General features: G+C 62.2%; 20 protein-coding genes and 1 pseudogene. 12 read left to right on the plus strand and 9 right to left on the minus strand.

Features of this window, described 5'->3' with window-relative positions; translation table 11 throughout:
• Window positions 1-546, plus strand: a pseudogene (locus VR74_RS11300) (aminomethyl-transferring glycine dehydrogenase subunit GcvPB); the annotation flags it as partial.
• Window positions 547-550: 4 nt separating this feature from the next.
• Here VR74_RS11300 and VR74_RS11305 read toward each other — a convergent pair.
• A complete protein-coding gene (locus VR74_RS11305) occupies window positions 551-1,918 on the minus strand; it encodes an acyltransferase (protein WP_299950244.1) in 1,368 nt (455 codons plus the stop codon).
• A 139-nt stretch (window positions 1,919-2,057) separates the two neighbouring features.
• Here VR74_RS11305 and VR74_RS11310 point away from each other — a divergent pair, with 139 nt between their 5' ends.
• The 5 genes from VR74_RS11310 (at window position 2,058) to VR74_RS11330 (ending at window position 6,466) form a co-directional block, all read left to right on the plus strand.
• Complete coding sequence (locus VR74_RS11310; protein WP_299950246.1) at window positions 2,058-2,411, plus strand: hypothetical protein; 354 nt, start codon at window positions 2,058-2,060, stop codon at window positions 2,409-2,411.
• Between the two features lie 75 nt (window positions 2,412-2,486).
• Window positions 2,487-3,896: an amidohydrolase family protein gene (locus VR74_RS11315; protein WP_366462490.1), complete on the plus strand. Its 1,410-nt coding sequence runs from the start codon at window positions 2,487-2,489 to the stop codon at window positions 3,894-3,896.
• On the plus strand, window positions 3,893-5,173 hold the full coding sequence (locus VR74_RS11320) for an amidohydrolase family protein (protein WP_045696867.1): 1,281 nt from the start codon (window positions 3,893-3,895) through the stop codon (window positions 5,171-5,173). Before VR74_RS11315 ends, VR74_RS11320 begins: the two co-directional genes overlap by 4 nt.
• 128 nt (window positions 5,174-5,301) lie before the next feature.
• A complete protein-coding gene (locus VR74_RS11325; RefSeq protein WP_299950250.1) occupies window positions 5,302-6,039 on the plus strand; it encodes a hypothetical protein in 738 nt (245 codons plus the stop codon).
• Between the two features lie 22 nt (window positions 6,040-6,061).
• The gene (locus tag VR74_RS11330) at window positions 6,062-6,466 is read left to right on the plus strand and encodes a DUF1489 domain-containing protein (protein ID WP_299950252.1); all 405 of its coding nucleotides are present in this window, start codon (window positions 6,062-6,064) and stop codon (window positions 6,464-6,466) included.
• Window positions 6,467-6,468: 2 nt separating this feature from the next.
• Here the strand turns inward: VR74_RS11330 and VR74_RS11335 are convergent, their stop codons facing one another.
• Window positions 6,469-7,626, minus strand: a complete 1,158-nt coding sequence (locus tag VR74_RS11335; protein ID WP_045696872.1) for a hypothetical protein — start codon at window positions 7,624-7,626, stop codon at window positions 6,469-6,471.
• Between the two features lie 192 nt (window positions 7,627-7,818).
• On the opposite strand from VR74_RS11335, the gene VR74_RS11340 reads away from it, so the two are divergent.
• Together VR74_RS11340 and VR74_RS11345 are read left to right on the plus strand one after the other, a co-directional pair.
• Entirely contained in the window at window positions 7,819-9,528 is a 1,710-nt protein-coding gene (locus VR74_RS11340) for an SUMF1/EgtB/PvdO family nonheme iron enzyme (RefSeq protein WP_045696874.1), read from the plus strand.
• 32 nt (window positions 9,529-9,560) lie between these two features.
• On the plus strand, window positions 9,561-10,385 hold the full coding sequence (locus tag VR74_RS11345) for a sulfite exporter TauE/SafE family protein (RefSeq protein ID WP_045696876.1): 825 nt from the start codon (window positions 9,561-9,563) through the stop codon (window positions 10,383-10,385).
• Between the two features lie 105 nt (window positions 10,386-10,490).
• On the opposite strand, the gene VR74_RS11350 is transcribed toward VR74_RS11345, so the two are convergent.
• The 4 genes from VR74_RS11350 to VR74_RS11365 all read right to left on the minus strand — a co-directional run bounded on the left by VR74_RS11350 (window position 10,491) and on the right by VR74_RS11365 (window position 15,857).
• Window positions 10,491-11,462, minus strand: coding sequence for a HupE/UreJ family protein (locus tag VR74_RS11350; RefSeq protein WP_045696878.1), 972 nt, complete (start codon window positions 11,460-11,462; stop codon window positions 10,491-10,493).
• Window positions 11,459-12,295 carry a peptidylprolyl isomerase gene (locus VR74_RS11355; RefSeq protein ID WP_045696880.1) on the minus strand — a complete coding sequence of 279 codons (837 nt, stop codon included), beginning with the start codon at window positions 12,293-12,295 and terminating at the stop codon, window positions 11,459-11,461. Before VR74_RS11355 ends, VR74_RS11350 begins: the two co-directional genes overlap by 4 nt.
• Before the next feature lie 105 nt (window positions 12,296-12,400).
• Window positions 12,401-14,308 carry a DUF3604 domain-containing protein gene (locus tag VR74_RS11360; RefSeq protein ID WP_299950254.1) on the minus strand — a complete coding sequence of 636 codons (1,908 nt, stop codon included), beginning with the start codon at window positions 14,306-14,308 and terminating at the stop codon, window positions 12,401-12,403.
• A gap of 94 nt (window positions 14,309-14,402) precedes the next feature.
• Window positions 14,403-15,857, minus strand: a complete 1,455-nt coding sequence (locus VR74_RS11365) for a TrkH family potassium uptake protein (protein WP_045696884.1) — start codon at window positions 15,855-15,857, stop codon at window positions 14,403-14,405.
• Window positions 15,858-16,101: 244 nt separating this feature from the next.
• Between VR74_RS11365 and VR74_RS11370 the strand changes: the two genes are divergently transcribed.
• The 3 genes from VR74_RS11370 to VR74_RS11380 all read left to right on the plus strand — a co-directional run bounded on the left by VR74_RS11370 (window position 16,102) and on the right by VR74_RS11380 (window position 18,462).
• Window positions 16,102-17,142 carry a Glu/Leu/Phe/Val dehydrogenase gene (locus VR74_RS11370; RefSeq protein ID WP_045696885.1) on the plus strand — a complete coding sequence of 347 codons (1,041 nt, stop codon included), beginning with the start codon at window positions 16,102-16,104 and terminating at the stop codon, window positions 17,140-17,142.
• Window positions 17,143-17,229: 87 nt separating this feature from the next.
• Window positions 17,230-18,066 (plus strand): universal stress protein, encoded by an 837-nt coding sequence (locus tag VR74_RS20935; protein WP_299950256.1) that lies wholly within the window; start codon window positions 17,230-17,232, stop codon window positions 18,064-18,066.
• A 27-nt stretch (window positions 18,067-18,093) separates the two neighbouring features.
• Window positions 18,094-18,462, plus strand: coding sequence for a hypothetical protein (locus tag VR74_RS11380; protein WP_045696887.1), 369 nt, complete (start codon window positions 18,094-18,096; stop codon window positions 18,460-18,462).
• Between the two features lie 63 nt (window positions 18,463-18,525).
• Here VR74_RS11380 and VR74_RS11385 read toward each other — a convergent pair whose 3' ends face one another.
• The 3 genes from VR74_RS11385 to VR74_RS11395 all read right to left on the minus strand — a co-directional run bounded on the left by VR74_RS11385 (window position 18,526) and on the right by VR74_RS11395 (window position 23,920).
• The gene (locus VR74_RS11385; protein ID WP_045696889.1) at window positions 18,526-20,781 is read right to left on the minus strand and encodes a TonB-dependent receptor; all 2,256 of its coding nucleotides are present in this window, start codon (window positions 20,779-20,781) and stop codon (window positions 18,526-18,528) included.
• A 217-nt stretch (window positions 20,782-20,998) separates the two neighbouring features.
• Window positions 20,999-22,552, minus strand: a complete 1,554-nt coding sequence (locus VR74_RS11390) for a hypothetical protein (RefSeq protein ID WP_045696891.1) — start codon at window positions 22,550-22,552, stop codon at window positions 20,999-21,001.
• Between the two features lie 150 nt (window positions 22,553-22,702).
• On the minus strand, window positions 22,703-23,920 hold the full coding sequence (locus VR74_RS11395; protein ID WP_299950258.1) for a TlpA disulfide reductase family protein: 1,218 nt from the start codon (window positions 23,918-23,920) through the stop codon (window positions 22,703-22,705).
• A 366-nt stretch (window positions 23,921-24,286) separates the two neighbouring features.
• On the opposite strand from VR74_RS11395, the gene VR74_RS11400 reads away from it, so the two are divergent.
• Window positions 24,287-26,659 (plus strand): TonB-dependent receptor, encoded by a 2,373-nt coding sequence (locus VR74_RS11400; RefSeq protein WP_299950260.1) that lies wholly within the window; start codon window positions 24,287-24,289, stop codon window positions 26,657-26,659.
• Window positions 26,660-26,703: the final 44 nt, after the last annotated feature.

The following is a 26,703-nucleotide window of genomic DNA, read 5'->3' on the forward strand; positions in this document are numbered from 1 at the left end:
GTGGACGGCGAGGCGAGCGAGAGCTTTGGCCGGATGGTGGCCTTCCATGGCCAGATGGGCATGTTCGTGCGGGCGCTGGCCTATATTCTCAGCCACGGCGCCGACGGGCTGAAACAGGTGGCCGAGGATGCCGTGCTGAACGCGAACTATATCGCGGCGAAGCTGAAGCATGTGATGACGCCCGCCTTTGAGGGCTATTGCATGCATGAGGCGCTGTTCTCCGATGCGTTCACGGCCGAGGGGATCGAGACGCTGGACATTGCCAAGGCGCTGATCGACGAAGGCTATCACCCGATGACCATGTATTTCCCGCTGGTGGTGCATGGCGCGATGCTGATCGAGCCGACCGAAACCGAGAGCAAGGCGGAGCTGGACCGGTTCTGTGCGTCGCTGGAGAGCATTGCCCGGCGCGCGGCGCAGGGCGACGAGACGCTGAAGGGCGCGCCTTACCTGGCGCCTGCCCGGCGCCTTGACGAGACGCGGGCGGCGCGCAAGCCGGTGCTGAAATGGATACCGGGACCGGCGGACAAGGTGGCTGCCGAGTAGCGGCCTATTCGGCGGTGACGGTGGCGGAGCGGGCGTAGAACAAGCGTTCGCGCAGCTTGCCGAAGCCGATGATCATCGGGCGCTCGATGAAGCGGTAGGCCAAGGCGGCGGCAAGGAGCGCGGCCGCGAGTGAGACCGTGTAGAAGGCAATATTGTCGAGCGGGCCGGGATGGCCGACCCGGAAGATGGGCGCGAGCGCATCCACCTTGCCAAGGGGGGCGAACACCAGGCGTACCGGAGCGAACAGGAGCGGGTGGCAGAGATAGAGCGAGAACGACCAGTCGCCGACCCGGGTCAGGCCGCGGTAGACGCCCTGCATCAGGGGTGCGACGGCATGCACGCGTTCCGGCATGGCCTGACCGCCGAGCCAGCCGGACCAGAGCACGATCATCATCGCGATGGCGCCCACGATGGCGGACATGATGGCTGCGCCGAAGCGGTCGGCTACGGTGCTGTCAGCGAAGACATTGTAGAGCAGGCTGATCAGGCAGGCGGCGATGGCGCCGGAAAAGGCCGGGACGAGCCAGGCCTGCCGGTTTGACAGTTCGAGCGTGGCAAACCCGTAGACCAGAAGCGTGCAGGGCAGGCCGAACCAGACGACGCGGCCCCACATCATCAGGCTGGCATCGTCGACACCCTGGAAGGTGAGCGAGGCGGCGAGCCAGAGCGTCGCCACAAGCGTTAGGATGCCGCTGCGCCAGGCAATGCCGGAACTGACCGCCAGCCCGACAACGGCGCCCATGATGAATTCCATGGTCATCGGATAGAAGACGAGCGCGCTATAGCCGGACGCAAACGTCTTGGTCAGGCTGACGAACGAGCCGCCGGCGATGACCGTGCCCCATGCCAGCAATATCCAGAGCCAGAACCGGCGGGGCACCAGCATCATCAGCGTGAAGGCGGCGTAGAAATACATCTCGTGGATCAGGGTCCAGCCTACGCCGAGCACGGGATGGGCATTCTGCGGCACCAGCAGGAAGGACTTGATCAGGTAGGGGACCAGGGGCTGGCCCTGGCTGACCCTGTCCCACCCCGACCCGAAGCCGCTGACGTTGTAAATGATGAACATCAGGCTCATCAGGCCGGCGAACACCCACCAGAGAGGATAGATGCGTGTCACGCGGGCAAACAGGAATTCGGCACTCGATTTCACGCCCGAGCGGATGCCATCGGTGACATAGACCATGATGAATCCGGAGATCACGAAGAACAGGTCCACGCCGGCATAGCCATTGGTGACGAAACTGTTCAGCAGCGGCAACTCGGACAGGCCATTATTGCCTATGGCGAGGATTTCCATTGCCCGGACATGATACACGACAACGAGCAGCGCCGCGATGCCGCGCAGGATCTGGATGGACTGTAATTTCATGCCGCCCTCATGCCCGGTTCCCGCATATGACAGCAAGAATTTTCACGTTTGTAGCAATCGGGTAACGCTGTTGCCAGACTTTGAACACATCCGCATGATTGCATTGCCGAAACCTCAACCCACCCCCATATCACCGCGAATGGCTGACGACGAAACGACCCCTATGACCGAAACCACTCCCCTGACGGGCGCCAAGCCCTCTGTCGCCATTCGCACCGGCTTCAATACCGCCTTTCGCCAGGTGCTGGCCCTGATCGGGCTGTTCATGATTGCCCTGTCGATACCGATCGGCCTGCTCACGCCGCTTATCCCCGTCGGCTTGCCGTTCGGTATTCTGGGTGTGGTCCTGCTGGGCCGCAATTCGGTCTGGGGGCATCGCTGGATGGAAAGCGTGCTGAAGCGTCACCCCCGCGTGGAACGCTTTGCTCCCAACTGGCTGATGAAGCTGGTGTTTGCCCGCGAAAAGCGCATCCTGCCGCGATCCCGGCGCTGAAAAACCGCGCAGGCCTTGCCGCCGTGTGAATTCTGCGCACAAATGCTGCAATTATCATTGCAGCAAATGGGGCTGATGCAGATGAACCGATTTCCGATGGCAGGCGCGCTGTGCGCGGCGCTGCTTCTGGCGGCCTGTGGCGGACAGGATTCCGGCGACAAGAAGGACAAGGCAACGATACCGGCAAACCCGTTTCCATCGACCTATGAACCTTATCCCAATAGTGCAGTCTTCATCACGAATGCCACCATTATCGACGGCACGGGCGGCCTGATCGATAAGGGCAGCCTATTGATCCGTAATGGCAAAGTGTCGGCGATCGGCACCGACCTAGAAATGCCCGAAGAGGCGACACGGATCGACGCCGAAGGCCGGTGGGTGACGCCCGGCATCATCGACAATCACAGCCATCTCGGCGTCTATCCCTCGCCCGGCGTCAGCGCCCATGGCGACGGCAACGAAATTTCAGGCCCGGTGACGGCCGAGGTCTGGTCCGAGCATGGTGTCTGGCCGCAGGACCCCGGCTTCACGCGGGCAATGGCGGGCGGCATCACGTCGCTGCACATCCTGCCGGGCAGCGCCAACCTGTTTGGCGGCCGGGGCGTGACCTTGAAAAACGTGCCGAGCCGCACCGTTCAGGGCATGAAATTTCCGAATGCGCCCTACACGCTGAAAATGGCCTGCGGTGAGAATCCGAAGCGGGTCTATGGCTATGGCGGCGGCAAGTATCCTGGCGGTTCGCCCTATTCGCGCATGGGCAACGTCGCCGGCTATCGCGAGTCCTGGATCCGTGCGGCGGACTACAAGCGCAAGTGGGAGAAGTATGCGAACGAGGGCGGAGACGCCCCGATGCGCGACCTTGAGCTCGACACGCTGAAAGGCGTTCTGGATGGCGACATCCTTGTTCACATGCATTGCTACCGCGCCGATGAGATGGCGCAGGTCATGGATATCTCGAAGGAGTTTGGCTACAAGGTCACCGCGTTCCATCACGCTGTCGAGGCCTACAAGATTGCGGACAAGCTGGCAGACTATGGCGCCTGTTCATCCATGTGGGCCGACTGGTGGGGCTTCAAGATGGAAGCCTATGACGGGATCAAGGAGAATGTCCCGCTGGTTCACAAGGCCGGTGCCTGCGCGATTGTCCACTCTGACAGCGATGTCGGCATCCAGCGCCTGAACCAGGAAGCGGCCAAGGCCTGGGCCGATGGCAAGAAGATCGGAATCAGCATTCCCGAACAGGAAGCCTGGCAATGGCTGTCGCTGAACCCGGCGAAATCACTGGGTATTGCCGAAATGACCGGAAGCCTGGAGCCGGGCAAGATGGCGGATGTGGTGATCTGGTCGGGCAATCCGTTCAGTGTCTACACGAAGGCCGACCAGGTCTTCATTGATGGGGCGCTGATGTATGACCGCAGCGATGCCGCGAACCGGCCCGTCATGGATTTCGAGCTTGGCCAACCCGGTGAAGGAGACATGAAATGAGCGCGCAACGTATCGCCAGCCTCCTGGCGGCGGCCGCCTGCCTGGCCCTGCCGGCCCTCGCCAAGCCCATTGCCATCGTGGGCGGCGACATCTGGACCGGCACGAGCGAGGGCACGATTTCCAAGGGGGTCGTCCTGATCGACGAGGGCCGGATCGTTTCGGTCAGCCCGGCAGGATCCCCCGTCCCGGTGGACGCCTCAATCGTCGAAGCGAGCGACAAATGGGTGACGCCGGGCCTGATCTCGGCATTCTCGCGCACGGGCATCGTGGAAGTCGACGCCGAAGAGACAACGAATGACACGGCTGCGGGCGAGTCTGACTATTCGGTCGCGCTGGACGCGGCTGACGGGTTCAATCCTGATGCCACATCTGTTGCGGTGACGCGGATCGAAGGGTTTACCCGGATCGCGGTCGCGCCGTCGGCAAGCGCGAACCTGTTTGCAGGCCAGGGCTTTGTCGCTGACACGAGCGGCGAGGCGGACACGGACATCTCGCGCAAGGCCTTCCTGCTCATGTCGATGGGCGAACGCGGCGCAACGCTGGCGGGGGGATCACGCCCGGCAGCCTGGGCCCAGTTCCGGGCCGCGCTGGACGATTCGCGGGCCTATCCGGCGCGCTACCTGGCGAGCAATGAAGGCACGGCGCTCAACCGGGTCGATGCGGCCGCGCTGGTGCGGGCGGCACGCGGCGAGCAGCTGATCCTGATCGAGGCGCAGAAGGCCAGCGACCTCAATGCGATCATGGACTTCGCCGAGGCCAATTCCGACCTCAGGATCGCGATTGTCGGGGCCGACGAAGGCTGGCGCGTGGCGCCCCGGCTGGCGGCATCCGGCATTCCGGTGATTGTCGATGCGTTCTCGAACCTGCCAGCCAGCTTCGAGCAGCTTGGCGCGACAGCGGAGAATGCCTCCCGCCTGATGGAGGCGGGCGTGACCGTCGCGATTGCGCATCTGGGCGATTCCAGTCACCAGGCGCGCCTCTCGACGCAGGTGGCGGGCAATGCGGTGGCCAATGGCCTGTCGCATGATGATGCGATGCGGGCGCTGACGACCCATCCGGCGCAGATCTTCGGTCTGCAGGGCCTTGGCGTGATCGGCCCCGGTGCGCGCGCCGACATTGTGGTCTGGGATGGCGACCCGCTGGACGTGACGTCCAATCCGGACGTGGTGATGATCGACGGCAAGGTGCAGTCGCTCGAGACCCGACAGACGCAGTTGCGCGACCGCTACCTGAAGCTCGATGAGAGCACGCGGCCGCTCGCCTATGTCAAACCCTGATAAGGGCAGCTTTGTTCAACTCCCATAAATCCCTGGTGGCCTAGACTGGCCGCCAATCACGCTTCTGACTGGTTTGCCGCAAGGTTGCCGCAAATTGGGTTCGAAGTGGAAACGGGATGGTGTTGTCAATGTGGCTTGCCTTGTTCATGGCGTTTTCGCTGGTGACCGGTTCGGGTCCCATGGACTCGGCCCTGTCTGCAACCGAGGCCCCAAAAACCCTGCGGGCCGCCTTTACCGTGGAATTGCAAAGCGATCGGGCCCGGCGTGTCTATGCCTTTGACCCGCGCCAACACGGCGCCGAGCGGTGGAAAGTGCTCGACTGGCAGGGCGAGGATGACGAGCTGGAGGAGGTGGCCGCGAACTGGGCCGCTGAAACCGCGCCGGACGGGCGCCTGTTCCCCGATGACCTGCGCGCGAGTCTTGGCCGGACGGTTGATGTCGATGACCGCGGGCATGCCTGGCAGATCTCGTTCCGGCATGCGCCGTCCAAAAATGATGGCGAGTTCGATGTCTGGGCCGCTGAGCGGCTGCAGGCGACGGCCTGGCTCGATCCGGTGGGTGAGCGGTTCCTGCGCATAGACTATCATTTACCGCGACCGGTGGCCGGTCCCGAGGGGGGCAAGCTGACCCGGTACAATCAGAGCTATTTCCTGCGGACCGAGCCGCGCTGGGGCATGAGTTACGTGTCCGGTTTCTCTGTCGAGCTGGAGGCGCGCGCGGCTTTCCGGAAGATCGAGCGGCGCTATTCGGCCAATGTGGTCCAGGCTGAATTCTTCTTTGCCAGCGCGGCCGCCCAGCGTGATTTCGAGCAGGGACGGACCGTCCAACCGCAATTGATGACTGGATTGGACGGGCTGGCGCGCTAGACTCGCCCGCATGACGATTCACATGGTGAAACTGAGCGTAGGGTCCGACACGGTCGAGGACCTTGCCGACTGGCAGGTGCGGAAGATGCAACGCCTCGACAATCCCGTTCATCATACCCGCATGTCGCCCAAGCGGGCCGAGGAAATGCTGGACGGCGGTTCGATCTATTGGGTGATCAAGCGGGCGATCCGCGTGCGCCAGCGGATCATCGATATCCGGGCGATCAAGGATGATGAAGGCCGCGACATGTGCGAGCTGGTGTTCGACCCGAATCTGGTGCGGACCTATGCGCAGGCAAAACGCCCCTTCCAGGGCTGGCGATACCTGAAACCGGCCGACGCACCGCGCGACCTCAAGACCGGCGATGTGGCGCTGGACATCCCGCCTGATCTCGACGCCGCCCTGAAACAGGCGGGCGTCTGGTAGGATCAGAGGACGAAGCGGGCGTGTTCATTGGCGTCGAGGAATTCAATCATCTCGTCGGTTGAGGCCTTCTCCAGCAATTTCAGCGCATCCGTCTTCCGGGCCGGCGAATTGCTGGAAATGAATTGCTGGCGCGCGGTGTTCACCTGCGCAGCGTAAAGTTCCATGCGGGCCAGTTCACGCTGTGGATGGAGGCCTTCCTCGACCGAACGCGTGCCGACGGCGAGGATCGCGAAGATGATGGCGAATGAGGCGGCGACCGTCTGGTTGATCGATTGCACAGGCCATATTGCGACCAAGAGGGCGAGGAAGTTGGACAGGAATGCCATCAGCACGAGTGCGAACATGACATTGCCCAGAATGCTGATCTGCTTGCGCGGCAGTGACCAGAAAGAGCCCTCGGACGACAGGATATAATTGGTGTACTGCACCTGGCCCAGCAGACGGGTCTCCTCGCAGGCGGAGAGTATCTCGTCCAGGATGCCCTCGGGGTCAGGCGGAAGCTTGCGGGCCGCCGCCCGGGCCCAGGCCGGGTCGATCCAGAAGGCTTGCTGGCCAGCCTTGTCGACCACGGTCTGGCCCATGTGGCCGACCGCCTCGCGGTGCGTGTACTTGGTGTATTCGCTGCTGATCTGGTCAAGGAAAGACCGTTTGAAGCGTTCAAAGGCGAGGTTGCGCGTTTCGACATATTCTGCAATCGCGGCTTCGGATCCGGCGGCCATGACAATATCGGCCATGTGCGCGGTGATGTATTGCGCCTGCCACTGGCGCATCCGCTCTGTCTTGAGGCGCATCTGCAGCCAGCGGCGCTTGGCCTGCCCGAAGGCGAGTCCGATATTGCCGAAGATGATGGCCAGCACGCCGCAGACGGCACCGATGATCGCGATGGCCTTGAAGAGGCTGATGGAGGTGACGGCATTTCCCGAGACAGATGCAATCAGCGGTTCGAGCGGAAATGTCAGCAGGGACGCCACGGCGAAGGCGAGTGTGAGACATCCGATCAGCCGGCTGCGCTTCTTGGCAGCGTTGGCCAATTTGTCCACGCGCTGGAATTCATCACGCAGGACCGGATGGTTCAGGGCAAAAAAAACGCGCGGGTATCTTTTTTTTGCGAGATCACGATCGCTTTCGCTGAGCAGCAGCTCGTCATTGAATCTGAACATGCCGCGCCCCCGGCTGCACTGCGCAAACCAGGATGCGCGAGCCAACGCGGCTGATCCTGCTTTGGACCAGGGCCGATTGCAATGGCCGTTCGAGATTTTCACCGGCGTTTGGCTAACCAAAAAAACTGTGTCATCGTGAACACTTAGCGGGCCTTCCTGATGTTTCAGAAGACTGCTTGCGTGGGGACGTGCATGGCCAGTGTTTTTCTATCCTATAGCCGCGTGGACAGGCCAAAGGCCCAGCAGGTCGCTGCAGCGCTGGAGGAAGAGGGCCTGACGGTCTGGTGGGACAAGGTGCTCAAGGCCGGGCAGACATATGACGAAGTGACCGAGGGCATGCTGCGTCAGGCGGATGTCGTGGTCGTGCTCTGGTCAACCGTCTCCGTCAAATCCAGATGGGTGCGCGCCGAGGCAACGCTGGGCGAACGATATTCGGCCGTTGTGCCGGCCATGATCCAGGAGGCTGACAGGCCGATCCTGTTCGAACTGACGCAGACAGCGGACCTGATCGGGTGGGATGGGGACCGGACCGAACAACGGTGGAATGATTTTGTGACCGACCTGCGCCATGCGATCACGCGGAAGGCAGTCAAAACCGCCGAACAGCCGGTAACGGCCAAGCCGGCCGCCGACACGGCGTCTGCGCCAGCGGCCCCCGCGCGCTCGCTTGCTGATGACGGCACGATCGAGAATACGTTCTGGATGTCGATCCAGTCCTCAACCGATGCGGCAGATTTCGCGGCCTACCTCAAGCGCTATCCGACCGGCCACTATTCTGACCTCGCCCGAAACCGCCTTGCCGCGCTTGAGGCCAAAGCGAAGGCGAAGACACCGGAACCCGTGTTCGCAGCCGCGCCTGTCCAGACGGCACCCGCCCGGCCTGCAACACAGACGCCGGCCCGTCAGCGCAAGCTATCCATGCTGCCGCTCATCGCCGGTGGCATCGTGCTCCTGCTTGGGGCAGGCTGGGGTGTGAGCCTGTTACTGCCTTCCGATCTTGAGGTCCCCGAGACGGTTGCAGAGCAGGCTGCGGACCCGGTTGAAGAACCCGTGGTCGAAACCGCCGATGCGGAGACTGTCGCACGTGCTGACACGGTGGCCGTGGTCGAGACCGGGGTTGCAGACGCCGTGCTGACGGAGGCGGCTTTTGTCGCGCCATCCGAAGAAACCGTGGCCGCGCCGGAACCCCCTCAGGCTGGACCGCGACGCGATTGCGACACCTGCCCTGAAGTCGTTGCCGTTCCGGGCGGAACATTCCTGATGGGGTCACCGGATTCAGAGCCGGGCCGGGTTGGGAATGAGGGGCCTGTTCGCAGCGTCACGGTGGCGCCTTTCGTGATGAGCCGCAGCGAGATTACCTATGCCGACTGGGATGCCTGTCTCGCAGATGGCGGCTGCAATGATTATCGCCCGGGCGACATGGGCGAGCGGGGCGACATGCCGGCCATGTCGATCTCGTGGCGTGACGCCCAGAGCTATGTTGACTGGCTGTCGGGCAAAGCGGGGCGAACCTACCGCCTGCCGACCGAAGCAGAATGGGAATATGCGGCACGCGCCGGAACGCAAACGGCGTATTGGTGGGGTGATGGTTTCGATCGGTCCATGGTCTCCACAGGTGGTCCCAAGGCAGCGTCAAACATGCCTGAAAACGGCTACGGCCTGGTGGGTACGCTCGGAAATCTGCGTGAATGGGTCGAGGACTGCTACGTGAACAATTTCAGCAACGCGCCGACCGATGGCAGCGCCGTGCTGACGGGTAGTTGCGACCTGCGTATCATCCGGGGCGGCGCATGGTCAGACAATGCCGCGACCCACCGAGCCGCGAACCGGGCCCGCGTGTCGCGGGGAACGCGGGACCGGAAGATCGGATTCCGCGTCGTGTCGTCGGACGTGAAGCCCTAGCCAGTTCAGGGCGAGACGGCTAAGCGCAAGGCATGATCGATTTGCTCCTTCACTACTGGCCGCTTTTGCTGGCGCTTGTCGTGGCTGGCATGGCGGCTGGCTTGGCGGCGGGCATGTTCGGGATCGGCGGCGGCGCGGTGATCGTGCCGGTGCTGTATTTCCTGTTCGACGGGATGGGATATGGCGAGACCGCCATGCATGTTGCGGTATCGACATCGCTGGCGACCATCGTGCTGACGTCGGTACGCAGCGTGATGGCGCATAACCGGCACAAGGCCGTTGACTGGGATATCATCACGTCCTGGGCGCCCTGGATCGTCATCGGGGCGCTGGTGGGCATGGGGCTCAGCGGCTTTCTTTCCAACAAGGCCCTGCTGGGCATATTCGGCACGATGGCTTTTGTGCTGGCGGCGCAACTATTCTTTGGCCGTCCGACTTGGCGGCTGGCAGAGGAGATGCCGGGCGGCGCGGTGCGCGGCGGGCTGGGCATCGCGATTGGCACCCTGTCGGCCCTTATGGGGATTGGCGGCGGCACGTTCGGGGTCAGCCTGATGACGCTGTATGGCCGTCCGATCCACCGGGCGGTTGCCACGGCGGCGGGCTGGGGCGTGCTGATCGGACTGCCCTCGGCGCTGGCAGCCATCGTGATCGGATGGGGCCGGGAGGGGCTGCCGCCCTTCTCGCTTGGGCATGTGAACATTGCGGCGTTCGCGCTGATCTCGGTTTTCACGGTGGCGATGGCGCCGGTGGGGGCGAAACTGGCACACAGGATGGACGCGGCCCTGCTGCGGCGGTCCTTCGCGGTGCTGCTGTCGCTGGTGGCCGCCCGGATGCTGTGGAATGCGCTGGGGCTCTAGAGCGGCGTGCCGAAAAGTGGACCCGGTTTTCGGGGATACGCCGCGACCAATAAGAAATTCTGGATCAGAGTGCTGATTCTTAGAATCAGCACTCTGATCTAGGCGTCAGACCAGGACATTGACGATGCGCTCGATCGCCCAATAGGCGCCGACAATGCCGATCATGTAGGCCGCGACATGCCGGGCCGGTGCCAGCGGCAGACGGGCGAGACGGGTGGCGAGGAAGGCCACCAGAAGCACCGTGCAGACAAAGGCGACCTGGCCCACTTCAACGCCAAGATTGAACAGGAGCAAGGCCAGTATTTCCGCCCCCCTGGGCAAGCCGATTTCCGACAGGGCCCCGGCAAAGCCGAACCCGTGGATCAGGCCGAACCCGAACGCGATGAGCCAGGGCTTGCGCTGGCTGAGCGTCTCGCGGCCCCGGCTGCGATAGATCGCTTCGGCGCCGAGCAGGGCGATGCTCATCGCGATGATGATCTCGACGGGCGGTCCGGGCAGGGTGATGCCGCCCAGCGAGGCGGCCGCCAGCGTGATGGAATGGGCAAGCGTGAACGCCGTGACCGTGGCGAGCAGCTGGCGGGGGCGCACCAGCAGGACAAGGCCCAGCACGAAGAGGAGATGATCGTATCCGAAGATGATGTGCTCGACGCCAATCCGGAAATAGGCGGCTGTCGGCGCGCCGGTTGGAACGGACAGGTCGAGCCGCAGCGCGCCCGGCCGCAGGACCGCCGAGAGATCATCACCCGTGAGGCGGTCAACGCGGACGAAGGCATCGGTCAGCGTGCGCTCCAGCCCTTCAATCGCGACGTGGCCTGCCGACAGGTCGCAGCGCATGTCCCAGCGCTGTACCAGCGTGCCGGCGACCGCTTCGGTGCGGTCACGCTCGCGCGTGCATCCGTCCGGGAAAACGGGGTCGAGCTTCAGGCGCCGGCCATCGAGGATGGGTTGTTTCCAGGTAACGGCAAACAGGCCGGGCTCGGTTTCGACCAGTTCGAGATAGGCCGGGCGCACCTCGTGCGCGGCGGCGGGCAAGGCGATGCCGACGAGGACAAGCAGTGCAAGCAGGAGGCGGTTCATTCGGCGCCTTCGATGTCGACCTTGTAGCGCCTGATGATGGCGGCAATTGCCTGTTCATTGGCCGTGCGCTGGGCGTCCTTTCGCCAGTCTGCTTCGACTTGCGTGCGGGCGTCTTCAAAGGGGCGCAGATGGCCGGGATCCTTTGCGGCAAGGTGGACCAGATGCTGGCCGAAGGAGGAGGCAACGGGCCCCTGCCAGTCGTCGCCAGCATCGAGCGAAAATATGGCGCGGGCAAAGTCTGCCCCGAACAGGCGAATTGTTTCGCGCAAGGGGAGATCGCCATAGGCGCGCTGCAGCATGAACGGGTCGCCAAGGGTGCGCCAGTCGGGGGGTGAGGAGGCGTTGAGGGTAGCGAGAAGGGTGTCTGCGTCGGCTTGCCAGGTCGCGGGGCGCCGGTCGGTGCTGAGGAATACGTGCTCGAAGGTGACGTTCGGCGCGGTCGTGTAGGTGGCAGGGTGGGCCTCATACCAGGCCCGCAATGTCGCCTCGTCCGGCTCGGGCGTATCGGCAAGGTCGGAGACCATGAAGCTCATCTTCTGGGCGAGGCGGCGTTCGATGATTGTGTCATCCTGATCGAGCCCCAGCCGGCGCGCCTCGCGCGACAGCGCCTCGTGGCGCACATGGTCTGTCACCATGGCCGCCATGTCTTCCGGCGACGGGAGCGCGCCCGATTCGGCGGCGTAGAGGGCGGCCATGCGCTGCATGTCGGCCTCTGTGACGGTGATCGTGCCGTCGCGTGCGGCGGCATGGGATGTCCAGATCGCATGGCCGGCAAAAACCAGCAGGGCGGCAAGGACGAAATGGACGAGGGGTTCGCGCAGGAGGGATTTCATGCTGGTGAGCGCATCATGTGTTCGAGACCGGGCCGGACCCCCACCCGGCCTCTCCCTTTCCGGGGAGGTTCGGCGGGTGTTCTCCGGCGTGACCATTCCAGTCATCTAGGCGGGCGGAATGTACCAGATGGGCGAGGTGTAGGCGCGCTCCTGCAGGGTTGTGGGCAGGTCGGGGTTTGGCGGTGTGCCGTTGCGATTGGCTTCCCATGTCGACCAGCGGCAGGTCGGGTTTTCCAGCACGCGTACATAATAGGTTGCGCGCTGGGCCGGGTCGAAGTCCGGATCAGTCCACAGGGCCTTCAGTTCGCCTGCGCCGCTGCCGGGCGTGGTGTTGCAGGTCGCGATGTCGACGCTGGCGCCATTGTCAGGGCAGCGGTGATCGCTGCCGGGCACCGCGCCGCCGGAGCAGGCCGCATCATAGACCGCTTCGCCGCCGCTGGTGATCTTGATGACCTGGATGCGCTGGAGGGGGGCGGAATTGGCGTCCTGAATGGCCCAGGCAATGAAGTTCGGTGCGCTGCCTGCGCCGACAAGGTCGCCGCCCATGGGCACGCCGCCGGCATAGGCCTGCGTTGCCAGGTCCGGCGCGTTCAGCATGTCGGCCGTATAGCCAAAGCCGCCAAAGAAGCGGACCTTCATGCGGGGGCCAGTGGTTGCGAAAGTCTCCTTGCGGCGGAAGGCGTCGAACAGTGCGTCGCGCGTATTCTCTTCTGCCCAGACGCCGGTGAGGCCGGAGGCGGACCAGCGCGAGAACCAGTGTTTTGCGCTCTGGGTTGCCTGAGTGTCAGGCTGGTTTGCCCAATCGGTCACGCCCGGCATCGGCACCGAGCCGCGCTGAAAGGGCAGGCCATCGACGATGCCGATTTTTGACCAGAAATCCTGCTCGGAATAGGCGCCGCCGGCAACATGGCTGTCCGAGGCGGCGGTCAGGCCGAAGCGGAAGGGATCGAACCCGCGTTCTTCCTGAAGCTTCAGGCCGTTGCGATAGGCTTCGCGTACATAGGATCCGCTGGCTTTGGACACGGTATTGGTGGCCAGCAGCTCGTCATAGATTTCGAAATTGGCCCATTCGTCATTCGGTGACAGGTCCGGGTGAGTCTCGCTCGTGCCCTTGACCTGCGTGACTTCGACCAGCGGCTCGTTGCGCATCCGCTGTTCGGCATAGGCGGCATCAAGGGGCTCGCCGGTATAGGTTTCAAGCCGGAACATCTGGCCATCGGAGACATTCGAATTGTGCGGGATCGCGAGCGACTCGCGCCCCTCGGCACGCTGGGCATCCATCCAGTCCCACAGGTCTTCGGGATTGGTGGAATCGAGGGTGGAGAAGGCGCGCGCGGGCGCTTCGCCGCGGAAGAAGACGTTGCGGTGCAGGTTGCCGCCGCCGAACCCGCCTGCGCCGCCTTCGGATGTCACGGACGTGAACTCGTAGGCGGAGAATGTGGTGAAGACACCTGGTTCATTATACTGTTCGGCGGCCGCGATGTTCTGCGCCCAGACCGAATTCATCAGCGGTTCGTCATACATGTCTTCGATTTTTTCTCCGGACCGAACCGACGCGCCGACGCCCTGGAAAGCGGCCGTGATCTTGTCAGGATCGGTGGAGAACATGTCCTTGGCGCGCGGCAGTTCCGAGAGCGGCGAATCCTTGGAATTCATGGCCGGCAGCACACCCAGATATTCGGCGTGGTCGGTCACGGTGTAGAAATCGAGCGGACCGCCGGCAATGGTCATGTCGAAGCCGGACGGGTGCTTGATCGTCTCACCCTTTGCGAAGCGGTAGGCGTCGTCGGCCGTGCGGCGCACATTGAAGATATAGGCATCGAAGCTGTTTCGCGTGTGGATGTGCATGTCGCCGAAATAGGCGTTGCGCTCCGCATTGTAGCCCGGCGTGGCGCCTTCCGGGGCTGTACTTTCCGGCGCTGCAGCCCGCTCGGCCGGGGCGGTTTCATCCTTGTTTCCGCTGCAGGCGACAAGCGCAAGCGCGGTTGAGGCAAGCGTCAGGGCTTTCCACATTTTGCAATTCCTCCCATGGGCACTCTTGTGGCACCGTCTGTGCCATATGTTCAGGGAATGCCGCCAAAGTCCAGATTCAAGCGGGGTGAAAAAATCATCCCTGCCAGAAGCGGCGGGTCAGCACGACGAAGACCGAAATGAACTCGAGACGGCCAAGCAGCATGGCGATCGCGCAGATCCATTTGGCGGCATCGGGCAGGGTCTGGAACGTGCCGGACGGGCCGATAATGGGGCCAAGACCCGGGCCGACATTCGAGACGCTGGTGGCCGAGGCGGAAATGGCTTCCATGGCACCGAGTCCGCAAAGCGAGAGCAACGCTGCGGCAATCATGAAGGTGGAAATAAACAGGAAGAGGAAAACCATGACCGACTGGAGCGTCTCTTCGTCCAGTGTCCGTCCGCCATAGCGGACCGGCGTGCGGCGGTGGGGCATGGTCATCTTGTGCGAATAGGCGACGAGCGCCTTGGCGGTGATTTCGAGGCGGAACATTTTGAGGCCCCCGGCTGCGGAGCCAGCGCAGCCGCCCAGGAATGTAATACATAGAAACAGCGCCAACATGGGCTGACCCCATGTGTCATAGGGGGCGGAGGCGTACCCGGTTCCGGTCATCACCGATACGACATTGAAGAGGCAGATCTTCAGGTTGCCCAGTATCGTGCCTGCGCCTTCTGTGTCGATCACGGTTTCATAATAGACCGTGACGATCAGCGTGAGCACGGCAGCGAGCCCAAAATAGAATCGCGGCTGCGGATCCTTCAAGAGTGGCATTGGGCGGCCCTGCAGGACGAGCATGGCGAGCAGGGCGAATGGCAGGCCTGCAAACATCATGAAGGGTGCAGCAATCCAGGCGGCGGGCGTTTCGTTAAAGTACCCGAATGAGGCATCGTGTGTGGAGTACCCCCCCGCCGACATGGTGGTCATGGCGTGGGTGACGGCATCAAACCAGCTCATGCCGGCCAGGAAATAAAGCAGGGCGCAGAGTGACGAGATCAGCAGATAGGTAAAGCCGAGATATGCGGCAATGTCAGTGATGCGCGGCAGGAACTTGCCGGAAATGTCCGAGCTTTCGAGCTGGAACAGCTGCATGCCGCCGACGCGCAGCTGGGGCAGGATGGCGATGGCGGCAACGATAATGCCGATGCCGCCGATCCATTGCAGGATCGCGCGCCAGAGCAGCAGGCCGCGCGGCAGATCGTCAAGGCCCGTAAGGACGGTCGAGCCAGTCGTGGTCATGCCGGATATGCATTCGAAGACGGCGTCCGTTATCGACATGCCGGACGCTAGGAAGGGGATGGATGCCATCGCAGGCAGGAAAACCCAAGCCATGACGGTCAACAGGAAGGCCTCGCGCTGCCCGGTGCGCTGGTCACCGCCGCGGGCGAGCACCCAGAGGCAGGTGCCGATGAAAATCGTGCCGAATGACGAGACCGCGAAGACGTACGCTTCCGGCCGGTTGTCGGCCATATCCATCAGCGCACACGGAATCATCGCCGCCCCGAGCAGGATGGTCATGATGCCGATGGCAAGGAGGACGGGGCGCAGCTGCATATTACGCGCGGAAGATACGCGGCAAATCCTGAGAAGGTGTCAATTTTCCGGGGGTTAACAAGGGGTTTCCAGACGAGTATCAGCGGGGTGGTGAGGGGGCGGCAAGGGTGTGGCAGGGGGGTGGGTAGCAATCAGGCAAGGATTGGGCCAGAGGGGGTGTGACGCCGCGATATTGTTGACGCAAGGGAAACAAGAACCTAAACGCCGCATATCGTTTCATCCGTAACCAAATGCGATTTCCCCCATGTTCGATCACCCCGCCTATGATGCCCATGAGGGCGTGCACCTGTTCCACGACGCGAAAAGCGGACTGAAGGCGATTATTGCCATTCATTCGACGGCCCGCGGCCCGGCGGCGGGCGGCACACGGATGTGGGATTTCGCCAATGGCGAGGCCATGCTGAAAGACGTGCTGCGCCTCAGCCAGGGCATGAGCTACAAGAATGCGATGGCGGACCTGCCGCTGGGCGGCGGCAAGGCGGTGATCTGGGGCAATGCCAAGACCGACAAGTCGCCGGACCTGTTCCGCGCGTTCGGCCGGGCCGTGGAGAGCCTGCAGGGACGCTATTACACGGCCGAGGATGTCGGGATCGATGTCGCCGACATGGAGATCGTGCGGCAGGAAACCGCCTATGTGGCCGGGCTTGACCATGGTGAAGCGGCGAGCGGCGACCCGTCGCCGATCACGGCGATGGGCGTATTCCTGGGCATCGTCGAAACCGCCAAGCGGGCGCTGGGCAGCGGCGACCTGACCGGGCGGACCGTGGCGGTGCAGGGGGTAGGCTCAGTCGGGGGCTATACGTGCGACCACCTGGCCAAGGCCGGTGCCAGCCTGATCATCACGGATATCGACCAGGCGGCGCTGAAAGCCGTGGCCGACCGGACGGGTGCCCGGATTGTCGGGCCGGACGAAATCTATGATGTCGAGGCCGATATCTTTGCGCCCTGCGCGCTGGGCGCGATCGTCAATGAGCAGACGCTCGAACGGTTCCGGGTTAAGGCGATTGCCGGCGGTGCGAACAACCAGCTGGTCGTGCCTGAAATGGGCGAGCTCTTGCGCCGCAAGGGCATCCTCTATGCACCGGATTATGTGATCAATGGCGGCGGGATCATCAATGTGGCAGCCGAAATTTCCGGCAATTATTCGCGCGAATGGGTCGATGCCAAACTCGGGCGGCTTGTCCAGACGCTGGGCGAAGTGCTGGACGAGGCATTGAGCAGCGGCAAGCCGACCAATGTCGTGGCCGACACGATTGCGCGCGCAAGGATCGCGGCTGCCCGCTAGGGGAATTTGCGTAGTTCGCCTCAGGCGCGCCAGATGCTACAGTGCTCTTAAGTTGAAGAGCATTCGTTACCCGGAGGTAGATGTCCCATGTCCGTTGTTGCCATACTGCAAGGAACCGACGCGCAAGACCGCCAGTCGACCCTGACTGCCGTTGAACTTGCACGGCGGCTGAACACGCCGGTCACGGGCCTGTTTGCCCTGCCGGATCCGAACGCCGTGCTGATGGTTGCGGCGACACCGGAAGCCACCGGCCTGACCGCATCGACGGCGCAGAGCATCATTGACCTGCAACTGGCAATGAAGGAGACGGCCGAGTCAGCGTTCCATGATGCCACCAGCACTGGCGCGCACGGGCTTGAATGCACCTTCTTCCACGAGGTGAATACGGTGGAGCGAGCAAGCGCGAATGCCGCGACCCTGGCGCAGGCCGTCGTCTTCCCGCGCTCTGCGGCCAAGGGCGGCGAGCCGCTGAACCTGGCCTTCGAGCATGTGATGATGGATGCACGCCTGCCTGTCGTTCTGGCAGGTACAGACGAGTTCAAGGATGCGGGCCCGGTTGTCATCGCGTGGGATGGCAGCAATGGCGCCGCACGCGCCGTGCGCTTCCACCTGCCGCTGATCCGTGCATTGGGCCATGTCGTGATTGCGCAGGCGCCCAAGGACCTGGAACGAGATATTGCGCGCCCTGTCTCCGAACCCGGCACGCTTGAAAACTGGCTGAAGCGCCATGATGTGAAAGCCGAAGTTGCCGAGATAGACGGCGATGTCGGCAGCGGATTGCTGGCGCTGGCCAAGGGTAGCGGTGCCTGCATGATCGTCGCAGGCGCATACGGACATTCCCGCCTTGGCGAGAAACTTTTCGGGGGAACCACGCGGCGGCTGCTCGAGGCGACGCACGCGCCCGTTCTCGCGCTGGCCCGCTAGCGTTTCACACAACACAGGAGACACTTCATGGCTCTCAGCCGCATCATTCTGCAACTTGCACGCAATCCGGGGCTTCCCGGCGGCGATCCTGGCGAAGGCTATACGCTGGTCGCACCGCTGACGGCTGACGGCCACCTTGATGTGGACGCCTGGCGGACCGAGCGGAAGAATTGCCGGGTTGTGCGTTTTTCGGCCGATGACTCCGAGCATGCGGATGGCCTTTTGACCCATCGCGGCAATCGCTGGTTCTTCCATTATGACGAAGACGACGAAGGCGATGACGAGGCAGGCTACCGGCTGGGCGAGCATGTCTTCAGGGAAGGCGAGTATGTGACGGTTGCCAGTCATGGTGAAACGCCCCTGACCTACAAGGTGACAGACGTCTCCCCCCTTTGAAGAAAGAAAAAGGCCGGGCGCGCGATGCGGCCCGGCCCTGTTTCGCGTGGTGGCAAGTGAGGCCTAGAAGTCCCAGCGCAGCTGGACGCCATAGGTGCGCGGCTCGTTGACGAAGCCGGTCAGGTTGTTGAAGTCGATCGCGCCGGTTAGCGCTTCTTCGTCCAGAATGTTCCGTGCGAAGATGGAGACGTCATAACCCGCATCGGCCTTGTAGCCGACCTTCAGGCCGCCCTCCCAATAGCCATCCTGGCCGAATTCGGCACTGTCATAGAGGAAGAAGTTCGTGTCGCCCTTGTAGGCCCAGTCGGTATAGCCGTAGAGCTCGCCTGACTGGAGGGGGACGGCATAACGGGCCGTGACGTTGGCGATCCATTCCGGGGCGTTCGGGAAGGAATTGCCGGAGATATTGTAGCCCAGTAGCGTCACGCCGTCGGCGGCGTAGACAGCCGGGTCGAGCATGGTGCATCCGCCGCCGCAACCCGGCGCGAGGAGGACGTCATCCTTGAACTCGGTCTTGTTGTACGAGAGGCCAGCCGTGAGGAAGAGATTGTCGATGGGCGCGGCTTCCACGTCAGCCTCGAATCCATAGCCTTCGCTCTTGTCCGCATTGAACAGGGCGACCGTATTGTTCAGGCCGCCGACAATGGTCAGCTGCTGGTCGTTGAATTCGAAGAAGAAAACATCGGCATTCAGGCGGACGCGATTATCGAGCAGTTCCGATTTGAAGCCGGCCTCATAGGAGAGAACGGTTTCGGTGTCGGCGCTGGACACTTCATTGGCGAAAACGAGGCGGCCTTGCGTGGACGGGCCACGGAAGCCCTTGGCCACGCGGGCATAGAGATTGATCTCGCCGGTCGCCTGATAGGTGGCCGAGACATCCCAGCTGACCTGGTCATCAGAGACGGACCCCGAGACCGGGCCGAACGTGCCTGAACCGAACGGGCCAAGGGTCCGCTCGACGACAAAATCCTTGGATTCGTCGGTCCATCGCGCACCGCCGGACAGCGTGAGCCTGTCTGAAACGTCATAGGCGAGCGAGGCAAAGATGCCGGTGCTGTCGGTCTGGTTTTCGCGGGTGGCGATTCCATTGACGGGGCGCCCCGGTGCAAGCGTGTCGAAGCTCCTGGATGTGATCGAGACTTTTTCATCGAACACGAAGAGGCCGGTCTGGGCGCGAAGCGGGCCGCCATTGTCGAACGCGAAGCGGATTTCGTTCGTGGTCTGGTGCAGGGCATCGACCGCGCCGGAGCTTTCCGAAGGGAAGGGGATGAATCCCGGGCCGAAATTGCCTGCGCCGAGGAAGGCGGCGCCAAAGCCGCCGTCAATGTCGCCGCGGCTTTCGATGGTTGCCTGCTCGTTGCCGAAGACATAGGTGACCTTGATCGCCTCCGTGAGGCCCTTTTCAAGGCGCAGCGTCACGCCATGGGCGTCCTGCTGGAGGAAGTTGTCACCGTCGAAATAGACCGTATCCCGATCAAAATTCGAGCCAACGCCATTGGAGCCTGCATCAATGATGTTGGCGCGGAAGAGGCGGGCGTCGCCTTCATTCGACCGGCCGTGCACGTTGAGAAGGGCCGAGAAGTCCGTGCCTGATGGCGTGAACAGGAGCTGGGCGCGCCCGGCCAGTTCGTCAAAACCCTCGTAGCGGTCGTTCTCGCCGGTGAAGGCATTGTCGACATAGGGATCGCGCTGCTGGGAAATGCCGGAGAGGCGCAGGGCGAGTTCGTCCCTGAAGATCGGCAGGTTCACCGCGCCTTCAAGTTCGCGCGTATTGTAGTTGCCATAGGAACCGCGGACATAGCCTTCGAATTCATGCACAGGCTTGGCGGAGTCGAACTTGATGATGCCGCCGGGCGTGTTGCGGCCGAACAGCGTGCCCTGCGGGCCGCGCAGGACTTCGATGCTGTCGAGGTCGAAGACCGGGAAGCCTTTCAGGATCGGGCTTTCATAGGGCACGTCATCATAGACGAGCGAAACGGGCTGGGAGGCGTTGAGGTCGAAATCGGTATTGCCGATGCCGCGGATGTAGAAGCGCGGGAAGGCGCGGCCGAAGGAGCTTTCAGCGATGACGCTGGGCACGCGGGCCGACAGGAAGCGAACGTCGGCGCCGGAGGATTTCAGGACGTCGAGCTTTTCGTCGGCAATCGTCGTGATCGAGATTGGAACATCCTGGATGTTCTCCTCGACGCGCTGGGCAGTCACGGTGACGGATGGTAGCCGGGCTTCGGTGTCGGCGTCCTGGGCGAAGGCCGGGAAAGCGGCCGCGGCGAACATGGTGGAACCGAGCAGCAGGGCGCGCAGGGCGGGTCTGTGTTGCATGTGGAAATCATCCTGATTTGCATGGAGAACAGCCCGTCTCTTCGCGGGATCTTATGCCTGGGGATGTCTCACAAATCGGGATGCCGGGATATGACAGGCGTCACGATTTTGACGGGAATGCGGATATTCTGATGCCGTATGTTGCTGCGCCGCAACATCTTTGGCCCGTACAAACGCGAAAATGACGGGATTCAGGATGGGCCTGACCCTGTCTAAGTCAGTTCCAGGGGTTGAAGCGCGTCGTGACCTTTGGCGCCGGTGATTCTTTTTCCGGTTCTTCAGCCTGCTGTGGTTGCGCGGACTGGGCCGGAACTTCGAACGCCTTTTCCTCGGGCCGGGACGGGGCCTGTTCATCGACCGTCTCTTCGGCGGCGGTTTCGGCAGCAGGTTCGGGTTCACTGAAGGCGAATGGCGGCTCGTCCGGGGCCGAATCAAACGCCGACAGCGGCAGATCGTCCGGAAGATCAGCCGTGCCGTCGATGACGATCCGCGGGCGGTCAGGTGACGGGACGTTCTGCACAGGTTCGGCAGTCCGTTCCGAACCCGGGATGTTGTTCCTTACGGCTGACCCGAGGCCGAACCCGGATGACATGCCCGACAGGCTGAAGCTGGGCAGCGGCGCCGGCTCGGTCGGCGAATCGCCGGTCATTTCCTGGGCGGGCTGGTCTGGCTCAGGCGTCGCGGCGGCTTCCGTGAAGGCGGGCGTGTATGCCTCGGGCTCGGATTCAGCGGTGGTAATTTCGGGCTCCGGCGCAGCCTCCGGCTCGACAGGCACAGGCGTTTCAGCCGTTTCGCCGGGCCGGCTCACGGCGTATCGCGACAGGTCGCCCATGCTCGATCCGAAAAAGCCGCCTAAGGCCGCTGAGGACGGCGGTGCAGACGGAGCCGGTTCCGGTTCGCTTTCGGGGGCGGCGTCCACCATATTCGTTTCGGCTTGTGGCTGCGGGGCATTTTCATCTTCTGGCCAGAGCGCGCCTTCAGCACGTTCAGTTTCGGCGGCGGGCGCTTCATAGACGTCCGCGCTGTGCTGTTCAGGCAGGAGAGAGGCGTATTGCGACAAGATCGCCTCAGCTTCGATACCCGCCGCCGGTTCGGCTGTATCATCGCCTGTATCCAGTGCGGGTTCGTCCGGCTCCGCTGCTTCGATCTCTGCGTCCACAAAGTCTTCGTCGTCGACGTCAGACGTCATGACCGGTTCAGCCTCGGTTCCGGAATCTGTTTCCAGGTCGCTCGGCGCCGCGTCTTCCGGCTCATCCTCTTCGTACGCGCTGGCGCCGGCATTCACTTCGTCGGCCATGCTGGCGACGGCGCGGGCCATGTCGTTCTGTCCTTCAACCTCCGGATAGGCCTCGGGCAGGGAATCCGTGTCGTCACCCGGATCCTCGATCAGTTCTGCCGGATCCATTGCGATCTCGGGCTGCGCGTCCGGCTCGGCTTCGATGGTTTCGAGGCCTTTCAGGACCGTGTGGATGGCCTTTTCCGCGCCGCGCGCATGACGATGCGCCTCGCGATACAGGTCGGCCACGAAGGCGGTATAGGGGCGCCCTGCGGAGTCGGTTTCGTCCATGAATTCGTCTGGCGTGCAGGATTCGATTTCCTTGCCGAGCGCGTCCGTCAGAAGGACGGCATGCGGTTCCGGCGTCAGGACCACCCTGTAACCCTCGGTATCATGGGTGATCGTGCCGTTTTCGCCCTCAGACCAGGCGACCCGCTGCTTGCGGGTCATTTCACTCAGCTTGTCGATCAACCGCTTCGTCGAAGGATGCAGCATGAAGTTTCGCCTTTTCCAATGTGTTCCGGCTATAGTTTATCCAATAGCGGCTGACAGGCGAACATTCAAACTGTGGTTCCGTCAAACTGCATGAATTGTCATTTATGCGTGCAGGATACGGGCCAGTTCGTCGCGATTGCGGGCAGCCGCCTAGGGGTTTTTCGCTGCCCGTGGCGGGATGAATTTCATCTCCAGGAGAACCGCTTCCTCCCGGTATTCAGGCGAGGCATTGTCGAGTGTACCGTCGAAGTCGCCTCCTGCCCCGAAGGCGCGGACGAATCTGGGTGTTTCGGTATTGTCAGGGCAAATGAACAGGGAATCGATCGGGCCGGATTCCAGCCTGCACTTCGCGCGGGCTTCCCCGGTCAGGTCCTTGAGCTTCATCTTGCCGACCGTGCCGCCATCGGGGCCGGTCACGGCGGGGTTCCGGGTCACGACGGATGCGACCGTGCCAAGCGTCCAGTCCGGTTCGATGACGTAGACGAGACGGCCCGGCTGGCCTTCTTCGGCGATCGTCTGGACAAGAAACACCGGATAGGACTGTTCGCCGGCCATCGCCCTGTCAGAGAGGATTTCGTGGCCGGGAAAGGCGGCTTTCATAGCGGCGAGGGTGAAGCGTGTTTCGCCCGTGAGGCGCATCGCGCCTTGCGGGCCGATCGTGGCGGGCAGCGGGGTGCCCCCGAACTCGGCCTTGCGGACCTCACCCTTCACACGGGCTGCCTCCTTGAGGAAATCCTTCACAGGCTCGCCGCCTGCCACCGAGAGGTCGGTGCGGAAACCCCGGATCACACCATCCGGGGATATGAGGATATAGCTCGGCGTCCAGGTGATTTTCAGCGCCTCGCGGACGCTGGCATCGGAATCGATTACCGTCGGGTAGCTGAAGCCCTTTTCAGCAAAAAAGGCCTCGACCGAGCCATACTCGCCATACAAGTCCTTATCACTTGTCATGTCAGCATTTTGCGGCACGTGGATCGACAGGAAATAGAGGTCAGGATCCTGTTCGATCGCGGTTGCAAGGGCGGCCGCGTAGGGCGCATCGTTCTGACTGTCGCCGCACCAGACGCCCCAAACCTGAATCACCATCCAGCGATTGAGGACATCAGAGTCGAAGGGCTGCCCATCCGACATGGTTGCCGTGAATTGCGGGAATTTCTGGCCGAGCAGTGCATAGTCGAGCGGGCGATCATGGCTGTCATGCACAATGCCGGCATCCGTGGCCGCGTCTGGGGATGCGGGCGGTGGCGGGTTGGTAGTGATGATGCTGGCGGCAGCACCATGTGGCGCCTCAACCGGGGCTGCGGGACGATCGCCGGAACATCCGGCGAGAACGAAAGCCAGTGCGCCGGTAGCAAGCATTCGGATCATGGGACAGGCCTTTCCTGGGAAGAGAGAACAGCCCGGGCCATCGACAAGCAGCAGGCGTTTCATCTGCATTATGCAGCGCCGTCTCACCGGCACAAGCACGCAGCATCAGCAGGTGGCCGCAAACCCCAACCCGAGGTTTAATGCGCGGAAAAATAACGCCATTTTGGTTTTCTGCCTTGCCAAGCATCCGGCGCTTTCCGTGTGAATGCATGGCCGAAAAATGTTCGCCCGATTGCTGCGCTGCATCATTTCCGGTCAGATTTGAACTTATGCCCTGAACCATTCCGATATTCGGTTCAGGATATTCCCGGGCGGAACAAACCTGAGCGGACCGTAGCAGTGGTTCAGATCAGGAGACCAAATTTAATGAGACAATTCGAAATTCGGCCGACGCGGCGTGTGTCGCTTGCGGCCTGTGCCCTCATGGGTGCGGCAAGCCTGGTGGCCCCTGCGTTTGCCCAGGAGGCAGGCGAAGACGGCGAGGCGCGTTACGAAACCGTGGTCGTCGAGGGGCGCCGCGTATCGACGGCTGATACAGCCATTGGCCTTGACGAAGCAACGAACACGGTGGCCGTGACGCGGGCAGAGCTTCTGTCTGCGCCGGGCGGCATATCCGGGCTGAAGATGCTCGAATCCCTTCCTGGCTTCAACGTGCAGACGGATGGCGCACTTGGCCTCTACGAATTCGGCAACTCGGTGACGGTGCGCGCCTTCAATCTCCAGCAGATCGGCTTTGTTCTGGACGGCGTGCCGATGGGCCGGTCGGACGCTTTCGGCGGCAGTCCGATCTTCCGCTATGTCGACAATGAAAACCTTGGCTCGGTCGTCGCTTCGCCGGGTGCGGGCGATGTGTCCCTGCCGAGCTATGCCTCGCTCGGACCGATCGTTTCCTACAATACGGTCGATACATCGGACACGCCTGGCGGCATGATTTCCTACACGATGGGCGACGACAATCTTGAGCGCAGCTTCATCAAGCTCGAGACCGGCAATATCAACGGCCTGTCTGCCTATATCAGCCGCTCGAAGACGGACAGCAACCTGTGGCGCGGGCCCGGCACGATCGACCGAGAGCATATCGAGGGCAAGATCAAGTACGAGTTCGACGAGGACACGTTCATCAAGTTCGGCTACGTCCACAACGACTTCTTTGACTATGACTCTCCGTCCGCTCCGGAATCCACGTTCGAGAATAACTATTATTACGGTTATTCGCCGACTATTCCTGAAACTGGCTGCATCAACCCGCTTCCCGGCGTCTATGACTATAATGGCGACGGAGTTGCGGACGATGCCGACTTCGCGCCGATTTTCACGGGCGGTACGTGCACCAGCTATTATGAAGACCGCATCAACATCCGCGATGATTCGCTCTACTCGCTGAACTTCCAGACCGACATCACGCCAAACCTGATGTTCAAGGCGACGGCTTATCAGGAAGACAAGGACGGTTACGGCGTCTCGCCAGACAGCTATTCGAATTCACTTGGCATTTATAACCGCCAGGTCGCTGCCGGTCTCGATGTCGTTCATCCGCGCGGCGTGCAGTACGGCCTGTCGGGCGTTGGCGGTACGCGCAAGGGCGCCGTTGCCGGGCTTGAATGGGAAGTGGCCAATCACAAGGTAGAATTTGGCGGCTGGTATGAGGACGAAGACTATAACCGCACCCAGATGCGTCTGAACAAGACGAATGGTTCGGCTGATGGCGATGTGATCTGGGATGAAGTGGCTTATTATCGCCGCAACTATACCTCCACCCGCAAGACGACCCAGTTCTACCTGAAAGACACAGTCAGCCTGCTCGATGACCGCCTGAAGGTTGAGGCTGGCGTGAAAACCCTGAGCGTGGATTATGGGCTCAGCGGCTATCGGGACTATAATGACTACGAAATCTATGGGCCCCAAAGCGTAGGCGAGAAATACGAGAACAGCTTCCTGCCGATGCTCGGTGCGGTTTATAACCTGAACGAGACGGACCAGGTGTTCGCCTCGTATTCGCAGAACTATGCCCTGCCACGCGGCGCTGACGATATCTTCTCAATCGCGACCACGGATCCGACAACAGACCCGCTGCCATCACCGGAAGGCGAGGAATCGACAAACTATGAACTGGGCTTGCGGACCAACCGCCCGCAGTTCTATGGGTCAGCCGCATTGTTCTTAACCTCGTTCGACAACCGGCTGGTGGCTGGCAGCGTAATCAATCCGGCGACGGAACAACCGGAGGCCTTCTATACCAGCGCCGGCAAGACGGAAGCCTATGGCTTCGAACTCTCCGGCGTCTACAAGCCCGACTTCTTGGGCGGCAAGCTCTATTTCGACGGAAATCTGACTTACAATCACTCCGAGCTGAAAGACGACACTGACGCAAACTTTGATGATGTTCTCGATTATCTGTCCGGCACGATTTTGCCCGACAGTCCAGAATGGCTGGCTACAGGCGGCGTGACTTATGAACCCACCGAGTGGCTCGTCGCGAACGTTTCCGGTAAGTACACAGGCAAGCGCTATGCCCGGTTCAACGAAGTCTACGACATGGAGGCCTTTACGGTCCTGAGCGGCTATCTCGATCTTGGTGGGCCGAATAACTTTGGCATTCCGGAGAATGTCAGTCTGCGGTTCAATGTCGACAACCTGCTGGATGAGGAAGTGCCGACCGCTTTCGTTTTTGCAGGCTCTGCTTTCTTCCGCCCGCTGAACCCGCGGACTTTCCAGGCGACCCTGACCGTCCGCTTCTAGGCGAGGGGATCACAATCTGAAACAGAGGCCCCCGGCTCGATTGG

Source organism: Hyphomonas sp. BRH_c22, from assembly GCF_000961795.1.
GTDB lineage: Bacteria > Pseudomonadota > Alphaproteobacteria > Caulobacterales > Hyphomonadaceae > Hyphomonas.